Source organism: Catellatospora sp. NPDC049609 (assembly GCF_040675365.1).
GTDB lineage: Bacteria > Actinomycetota > Actinomycetes > Mycobacteriales > Micromonosporaceae > Catellatospora.
On record NZ_JBFAOU010000278.1, the window covers coordinates 1 to 7013 of the forward strand.

Genomic DNA, 7013 nt, shown 5'->3' on the forward strand with positions numbered 1-7013 from the left:
TGACCCCCAACCCCCACCACCCCCCCCCCCCACCCGGGTACCGGTACCTGGGGGCCATGACCGCTCTTTCTGGTCGGAAAGTGCAGTAGGACTCTACTTTCCGACCAGAATCAGCGATCTTCCCGACGCCGCGACACCGCGACACCGCGACACCGCGACGCCGCGACGCCGCGACGCCGCGACGCCGCGACACCGGGACGGCGCGATGGCGGTCAGCGCTCCGCGGGGCCCGCCGGGCGGGACGCCGCAGGGGAGCCGAGTTCGGTCAGCAGGGTCGTCCCGTCGCGGCGGTGCGCGGCGGCAGGCCCGTCCTCGCCGGCGGCTGCGTGCACGTCGGCGAGCAGCAGCAACGTGCGCGCCGAGCCGAGCCGGTGCCCGGTCTCCCGGTGCACCGACAGCGCCGCCGTGGCGTGGCCCAGCGCGTCGCCGGTGTCGCCGCGCTCGAACGCGTACGCCGCGAGCTGGTGCAGTGCCCGGCCGAGCAGCACCCGGTAGCCGGCCTGGCGGGACTCCTCGGCGGCGCGGCGGGCGTGGGCGAGCCCGGCGCCGTCCGGGCGCAGCAGGTCGGCCAGCGCCAGCAGCACCTCGACCGCGGCGAACCGCTGCCCGGTCTGCTCGGCCAGCTCCAGCGCGCGGGTCAGGTCCTCCCGGGCGGGCCCGTCCTGGCCGAGCGCGGCGTGCACGGTGCCGCGCGCCTCGTACGCCCGCAGCCGCAGGCGCTGGTGTTCGAGCTCGTCGCTGACCTCGACGGCGGCCTGGGCGTGCGCGAGTGCGGTGCCGGTGCGGCCGGTGTCGCGGTGCAGCGCGGCGAGCCCGGCCAGCAGGTCGGCCTCGCCGATCCGGTCGCCGACCGACCGGTACGCCGCCAGCGCCGTGCCCAGCTCCTGCTCGGCCTGCCCGTGCCGGCCGAGGTGGTGCAGCCCCTGCCCCAGCCCGTTGCGGGCGAACGCCTCCCCGGACGACGCCCCGATCTGCCGGTACGGCGCCAGCGCGCTGCGGAACATCTCGACCGCCCGGTCGAGGCGGCCCAGTTCGAAGTGGATGCCGCCGAGCCGGACCAGGTTCACCGCCTCCCCGCCCAGGTCACCGGCCTGCCGGTTGAGCGCGAGCGCCTGCTCGTAGCACTCGGCCGCGGCCGGTTGCGCGCCGGACACCTGGTGCGCGGCGCCGAGGTTGCCGACCGCGGCGGCCTGCCCGGCGGTCCACCCGGCCTCGGCTCCGCGCGCCGCGGCCTGCTGGAACAGCTCGATCGCCTGGTCCGGCCGCCCCCGGAAGGTGGCCGCCGCGGCGAGGCTGAGCAGGCTCGCGGCCTGCGCGTGCGGTGCGGCGGCGGTGTCGGCGGCGGCCAGCGCGGTGCGGCCGACCAGCTCCCAGTCGGCCATGTGCATGCGCATCTGGAAGAAGCCGCGCAGCCCGTCGGCCAGGCGCCAGGCGGTGCGGGGCGCGCCGTGCCGGGCCGCGGCCACGATCGCGGCGACCAGGTGGGGCCGCTGGGCGTCGAGCCAGGCCAGGGCCGTGGCGGCGTCGGGCAGGTCGACGTGGGTGTCCGGCTCGGGGCAGGTGCAACCGCCCCGGTCGGCGACGGGCAGGCGCAGGATCTGCGGGTAGAGCCGCTCGGCGGCGGCGTCCACGGCGCAGCCGAGGTGGCCGAGCAGCCGGTTCACGGCGGCCTGCCGCGCCGCTGCCGGCTCCTCGTGCTCGGCCCGCTCGGCGGCGTAGAGGCGCAGCAGGTCGTGGAAGGTGTAGCCGCCGGGCACGGGCTGCTCCACCAGGTGCGCGGCGGCCAGCCGGTCGAGCAGCGGGTCGGCCTGTGCGCGCGGCAGCCCGGCCAGCGCGGCGGCGGCGGGGCGGGTGAAGCCGGGGCCGGGCACCAGCCCGAGCAGCCGGAACAGGCGCCGTCCGGGCTCGGGCAGCCGGTCGTACGAGCGGGTGAAGGCGGACCGGACCGCGCCGTGCTCGTCACCGGGCAGCCCCAGCCGGTCGAGGCCGTCGGCGGCGACGGCCGCGGCGTACTCGTCGAGCCGGTCGTGCTCGTGCAGCCCGGCCGCGGCGATGCGCAGCGCGAGGGGCAGGTGGGCGCAGAGCTGGGCGAGGCGTGCCGCGGCGGCCTGCTCGGCGGCGACCCGCCGCGTGCCGATGGTGCCGCGCAGCAGCGACAGCGACTCGGCGGTGGTGAGCGGGCGCAGCGTCAGCCGCCGCGCGCCCTCCCGGGCGACCAGCCCGTCTAGCCGGTGGCGGCTGGTCACCAGGGTCAGGCAGCCGCGCCCGGCGGGCAGCAGCGGGCGCACCTGGTCGGCGTCGAGCGCGTCGTCGAGGACGACCAGGTGCCGGCTCTCCGCGGTGGCGCTGCGGTAGAGCCCGGCGGCCTGCTCCTCGTCGGCGGGGATGCGCGCGGGCGGCACGCCGAGCGCGGCCAGCAGCCGGCCGAGCGCCTCGACGGCGGGCAGCGCGGTGCCGCGCGAGTGCCCGCGCAGGTTGACGAAGAGCTGGCCGTCGGGGAAGGCGGCGCGGGACCGGTGCGCCCACTGCACGGCGAGCGCGGTCTTGCCGACGCCCGCCATGCCGACGACGGCCGCGACGGCGGGCGCGGCCGGGTCTGCGTGGCGCCGGGCCAGCAGCGCGTCGAGCTGGTCGAGCTGGTCGTGGCGGCCGGTGAAGGCGGACGCGCCCAGCGGCAGCTGCGCGGGCCGGGCCGGGGCGGCGCTCGGCGGCGCGGGTGCGGGCCGGTCGCCTGCCTGCTGGCGCAGCACCCGTACGAACACCTCCTGCACGGCCGGGCTGGGCGTCACGCCGAGCTCGTCGGACAGCCGGGCGCGCAGCTCGTCGTAGCGGCGCAGCGCACCGGCCTGGTCACCGGAGGCGGCCAGCGCGGAGATCAGCAGCGCGTGCAGGGCCTCGTGCAGCGGGTTCTCCTGGGCCAGCGCGGCGAGCTGCGCGGTCACCGCGTCCGGCCGTCCGGCCCGCAGCGCCAGCTCGGCCCAGCCGAGCGCGGTCGCCAGCCGCCGCGCCTCCAGCGCCACCACGGCGGGCAGGTGCGCGAGCCGGCCGCGCACGTCGGCCGCGTACGGCCCGCGCCAGCACAGCAGCGCCTGCTCGTACGCCCGGAACGCGGGCTCGTCGGCGCCGCGGCCGGCCGCGTCGAGCGCCTCGGCGTGCAGCCGGTCGAACCGGGCGGTGTCGGTCTGCACCAGCTCCGGGTCGAGCAGGTAGCCGTCGGCCTGCCGGCGCAGCCCGGGTCCGCCGCCGTGCAGCGCGCCGCGCAGCCGCAGCACGTAGCCGTGGACGAGGTTGCGGCTGGTCCGGGGCGGGTCGCCGGCCCACAGCACCTCGGTGATCTCGTCGACCGAGACGGGGTCGCCGGGCCGGACGGCCAGCAGCGCGAGCAGCAGCCGCTGCGGCGGCGAGCCGATCGCGACCACGGCCTCGCCGACGCCGAGGCGGACCGGGCCGAGCACGGCCACCTGAGGCGCGCCGGGCCGGGGCGGGTCGCCGCAGATCCGGGCGAGGCTGCGCGCGTGCTCCTCGGCGGTCAGCCCGAGCGCGGTGGAGATCCGGTGCAGGACGTCGGGCCGGTAGCGGCGCACCGAGCCGTGTTCGAGGTCGCGGATGGTGCGGACGGCGACACCGGCCTTGGCAGCCAGCGCGTCCTGGGTGAGGCCGCCGCGGCGGCGGAACTGGGCGAGCAGCCGCGCCGGTGTGTGGGCACGCGGAAGGGCCATGCCGTGCATCTCCTTGGGACCGAGAGTGTCGATCCCGCGCATCACCCGCCGTCGATTATGCCGGTCTTGCCGGTCGGCGGGAAGCGGCCCGCGCGGCGGGCGGGGCCGTCCCTGGTCGGGGTGCGGGCGACGGCCGGCCGGGCAGGGGCGGCGGCGTCCAGAAACGACACACGGCCGGTCAAGCGGGGCTGCCTAGGTTCGATGCCGAGGCCGCCACCCGGCGGCCGCGAGAGGAGAAGTCATGCGGAAGAAGCTCGCCCGGGTCGCTGCCGTCGGCGCCCTGGCCGCCGCGATGGTCGGGGGGACCGCCACGGTGGCGCAGGCCGCGGAGTGGCGCGTCTACGCCGTCTACAGCCAGAGCCTGTCGTGCGTCTACGGCGGCGCCTACTACAGCCAGGCGCTGGGCTGGGACGACTACGACTGCCGCAGCGCCCCGGGCGGCTACGCCCTGTGGTACCTGAACTGAGCACCGACCGCTGACCGGGGGGACCCCGTTCGTGCCGGCTCTGGCGGGACGAACGGGGTTGCGGCGTCAGGACGTGGCGATGACCGAGTTGGCCTGGTGGTCCTTGCCGCGCGGCCGGCAGCCGACCACCACCACGGCGTCACCGGCCTCCAGCGCGCTGACCTCCCGGTACTGCAGGGCGCGGCCGTCGCGGAGCACGGCGATGACGGGCTCGCCCAGCTCGTGCGGCGCGCGGCCGACCTCGTCCGGGCGGGCCGGGCGTTCCACCAGCTCCAGGCCGTCGCCGTGCACCAGCAGGTCCGAGTAGACCTCGCTGACCAGCGGCGACTGCGCCGCGACGCCGAGCAGCCGGCCCGCCGCGGCCGACGAGGTGATCACCGCGTCGGCGCCGGACCGCAGCAGCAGCGGCTCGTTCTCGGCCTCCCGGATCGATACGACGACCAGGCACTTGGCGTTGAGCTGCCGGACGGTCAGGGTGGCCAGCACCGCGGTGTCGTCGCGGTTGGTGGCGATGACGACGCGGGCGGCGTTGTGCACGGCGGCCTGGCGCAGCACCACCTCGCGGGTGGCGTCGCCGAGCACCGCGGCGTACCCGTCGCGGTTGGCCTCGTCCACGTGGTCCTGCACGCTGTCGACCACCACGAACTGGTCCGGCGTGACGCCGGTGGCCTGCAGCTGCCGGATGGCGTTGGCGCCCTTGGTGCCGTACCCGATGACGACGGTGTGTCCGCGCAAGGTCTTCCTCCAGCGGTCGCGGCGGCGTTGGTCCCGGAAGCGGCGGCCCGCCACCTCGAAGGCGGTGCCGATGAGCACGGCCAGGAAAGCGATCCGCAGCGGCGTGATGACCAGGACGTTCACCAGCCGGGCGGTGGGGCTGACCGGCACGACGTCGCCGTAGCCGGTGGTCGACAGCGTCACCGTCGCGTAGTAGAGCGCGTCGAGCCAGCTCATCTCGCCGTCCGCGCCGTCCTTGTACCCGGTGCTGTCGGCCATCACCACGCAGACGACGGTGCCGAGGATGAGCAGCCCATAGAGGATGCGCCGGCCGATGTGGCGGATCGGGTCGAACTCGCGCTCCGGCAGCTTGATCTGCCCGCGTTCGATCGCGTTCGCGGTGATCCTTTTCGCCCCGGCCATGCTCGGAGAGTATCCGACGAAGGGCTGACCCTAACTGGCTGGACGAACGAATCAATACTCGTCGAACGGCCAGCAACCACCCCGTCCGCGCTGGCCACAGGATTATTGATCATGAAGTGACATAGGTAACAGAATGGGAACGCTCCCATCAGCGCCCTTGACACCCACGTAACCTCACGGCAATCTCATGGGAGCGCTCCCGACCATGTGGTCCACGCCACAGGGAGCCCGATCCCTACGCATCACCCCCACCGCACATCGACGACCTGAGAGGGGTCAGGATGAGCACGATCCTGCGGCGCCGTTCCTTCGCGGCGATCGCACTCGCTGCCGCCGTCACGCTCGGCGCAGCGGCCTGTTCGGGGGAGGAGCCGGAGCCCGGCGCCACCGAGCAGATCACCCTGAACGTGGACGTCTTCGGCAACTTCGGTTACGAAGAGCTTTACGGCCAGTACATGAAAGAGCACCCGAACATCAAGATCGTTGAGCGGGGCACCGGCTCGCAGCTGGACGCGCACAACCAGCAGCTGACCCAGCGGCTCGCCGCCGGCGCCGGTGCGGGTGACGTGGTGGCTCTCGAAGAGGGCGTCATCATCTCCTACCTGGACAAGGCGAACCTCTTCGTCGACCTGGCCGAGCACGGCGCCAAGGACCTCGCGGGCAACTTCATCCCGTGGAAGTTCCAGCAGGGCACCACGGCCGACGGCAAGATCCTGGGCCTGGGCACCGACGTCGGCTCGATGGCCATGTGCTACCGCACCGACCTGTTCGCCAAGGCCGGTCTGCCCACCGACCGCGCCGAGGTCTCCAAGCTGTGGCCGACCTGGGACGACTACATCAACGTCGGCAAGACGTTCAAGGGCAAGGTCAAGGACGCGGGCTTCATCGACGCGGTGACCAACACCTACAACACCATCCTGATGCAGAAGGCCGGTCAGGGCGCGGGCTACACCTACTTCGACAAGTCGGGTGCGATGACCATCGACACCAACCCGGCCGTCAAGGAGTCGTACGACCTCGCGGTCAAGATCCTGGACGCGGGCCTGTCGGCGAAGCTGCAGGCGTGGTCGAACGAGTGGAACAACGGCTTCAAGCAGGCCCAGTTCGCCACCATCGCCTGCCCGGCGTGGATGACCGGCTACATCACCTCGCAGAACGGTGACGCCGGCAACGGCAAGTGGGACATCGCGGCCGCGCCCGGTGGCGGCGGCAACTGGGGCGGCTCGTTCCTGGCCGTGCCGAAGCAGTCCAAGCACGCGAAGGAGGCCGCCGAGCTGGTCAAGTTCCTGACCAACCCGACCGGTCAGATCGCCGCCTTCAAGTCGAAGGGCAACCTGCCCTCGTCGCCGCAGGCGCTCGCGGACCCGGCCGTCAAGGCCGCGGTGAACGACTACTTCAGCAAGGCCCCGACCGGCGACATCTTCGCCAAGGGCGCGCTGGACCTCAAGCCGGTCTACCTGGGCGCGAAGAACGCCCCGGTGCGCACCGCGGTCGAGAACGCGCTCCGCACGGTGGAGCAGGGCACCAAGTCGGCCGCTGACGGCTGGACCGCCGCCGTCACGGACGGCAAGAAGGCCGCCCAGTAACAACGCCCGACCAGGGCCGTGCTGGAGGACCTGCACGGGCCCGTCGGCCGGGTCCTGGTCGCCGGGGGCCCGCCCCGGCACGGGCACCGCTGAGCGTGCCGGGCC

General features: G+C 74.6%; 5 protein-coding genes. 2 read left to right on the forward strand and 3 right to left on the reverse strand.

What is annotated here, in order from left to right; all coding sequences use genetic code 11:
- Nucleotides 1-212: 212 nt before the first annotated feature.
- Together AB0J67_RS38120 and AB0J67_RS38125 are read right to left on the reverse strand one after the other, a co-directional pair.
- The gene (locus tag AB0J67_RS38120) at nt 213-3719 is read right to left on the reverse strand and encodes a tetratricopeptide repeat protein (RefSeq protein ID WP_363490191.1); all 3507 of its coding nucleotides are present in this window, start codon (nt 3717-3719) and stop codon (nt 213-215) included.
- A gap of 41 nt (nt 3720-3760) precedes the next feature.
- Nucleotides 3761-3901, reverse strand: coding sequence for a hypothetical protein (locus AB0J67_RS38125; protein WP_363490193.1), 141 nt, complete (start codon nt 3899-3901; stop codon nt 3761-3763).
- A 59-nt stretch (nt 3902-3960) separates the two neighbouring features.
- Here AB0J67_RS38125 and AB0J67_RS38130 point away from each other — a divergent pair, with 59 nt between their 5' ends.
- Nucleotides 3961-4185 carry a hypothetical protein gene (locus tag AB0J67_RS38130; protein ID WP_363490195.1) on the forward strand — a complete coding sequence of 75 codons (225 nt, stop codon included), beginning with the start codon at nt 3961-3963 and terminating at the stop codon, nt 4183-4185.
- Nucleotides 4186-4251: 66 nt separating this feature from the next.
- Here the strand turns inward: AB0J67_RS38130 and AB0J67_RS38135 are convergent, their stop codons facing one another.
- A complete protein-coding gene (locus AB0J67_RS38135; RefSeq protein WP_363490197.1) occupies nt 4252-5322 on the reverse strand; it encodes an NAD-binding protein in 1071 nt (356 codons plus the stop codon).
- A gap of 281 nt (nt 5323-5603) precedes the next feature.
- On the opposite strand from AB0J67_RS38135, the gene AB0J67_RS38140 reads away from it, so the two are divergent.
- Complete coding sequence (locus tag AB0J67_RS38140) at nt 5604-6908, forward strand: extracellular solute-binding protein (RefSeq protein ID WP_363490199.1); 1305 nt, start codon at nt 5604-5606, stop codon at nt 6906-6908.
- Nucleotides 6909-7013: the final 105 nt, after the last annotated feature.

What these genes read in the sequence shown, in the direction of transcription:
- AB0J67_RS38130 (WP_363490195.1), top strand. Translation starts at nt 3,961, where the DNA reads ATGCGGAAGAAGCTCGCCCGGGTCGCTGCCGTCGGCGCCCTGGCCGCC.
- AB0J67_RS38140 (WP_363490199.1), top strand. Translation starts at nt 5,604, where the DNA reads ATGAGCACGATCCTGCGGCGCCGTTCCTTCGCGGCGATCGCACTCGCT.
- AB0J67_RS38120 (WP_363490191.1), bottom strand. Translation starts at nt 3,719, where the DNA reads ATGGCCCTTCCGCGTGCCCACACACCGGCGCGGCTGCTCGCCCAGTTC.
- AB0J67_RS38135 (WP_363490197.1), bottom strand. Translation starts at nt 5,322, where the DNA reads ATGGCCGGGGCGAAAAGGATCACCGCGAACGCGATCGAACGCGGGCAG.